The following is an 868-nucleotide window of genomic DNA, read 5'->3' on the forward strand; positions in this document are numbered from 1 at the left end:
TGATTTCGTCACCCGCTTCGATTTGGGGTGTTAGACCATGCGCGACCAGATTCATGGCCTCAGTCGTACCTTTGGTCCAAATAATCTGTTCGCGAGCTGGGGCGTTCAAATACGACTTAACTTTATCTCGAGCACCTTCAAAAGCTGCTGTTGCACGATCGCCTAGGGTATGCGCGCCGCGATGCACATTTGCATTATCTGAATGATAATACGCTGTCATTGCGTCGATCACTTGCTGCGGTTTTTGAGAGCTAGCTGCGCTATCGAGGTATACCAGTGGCTTACCGTTTACATCTTGGTTGAGAATAGGGAAGTCTGCGCGTGCCTTTAACGCGATCTCTTGTATCTCTTGTGCCGTCATTGCGCTCATTTAATTCGTTTTCCCGCCTAATCTTTAAAGCTAAGAAGTTCTGATAAAGTTTGCTCCCACTGTTCAGCAAGCGAAGCAATCGGAACTGCGCGTACCAATTCAAGAACAAATCCGAGCGTCAACATTTGACGCGCTTGCTCATCACTCAGACCGCGAGTTTTTAGGTAGTACACTTCTTTTTCATCTAGTTGGCCGATGGTTGCGCCGTGTGCACATTTAACATCGTCAGCGTAGATTTCTAACTCTGGTTTCGTATCGATTTCTGCAGAGTTCGATAACAACAAGTTGCGATTGTTCATTTCGCCCAGTGTTTTTTGGGCGTCTTTGTGAATATATATACGTCCATTAAACACAATGTGTGAATTGTCATCTGCAATACAACGATAGTTTTCTTCGCTGGTGCAGTTTGACGCAATGTGCTCAATTTCGGTGTGGTTGTCGTAGTGTTGTTTTTCCTTCGTGACGACCACGCCATTTAATTCACAATGCGAGCCTTTC

The 868-nt window shown here is 45.7% G+C and carries 2 protein-coding genes; both read right to left on the reverse strand.

Features of this window, described 5'->3' with window-relative positions:
* A partial coding sequence (locus A3762_RS20105) for an aminotransferase class V-fold PLP-dependent enzyme (protein ID WP_369820708.1) occupies nucleotides 1-370 on the reverse strand: 370 nt, incomplete at its 3' end.
* 17 nt (nucleotides 371-387) lie between these two features.
* On the reverse strand, nucleotides 388-868 hold a 481-nt coding region (locus A3762_RS20110; RefSeq protein ID WP_197469434.1), incomplete at its 5' end, for a SufD family Fe-S cluster assembly protein.

Source organism: Oleiphilus sp. HI0125 (assembly GCF_001635355.1).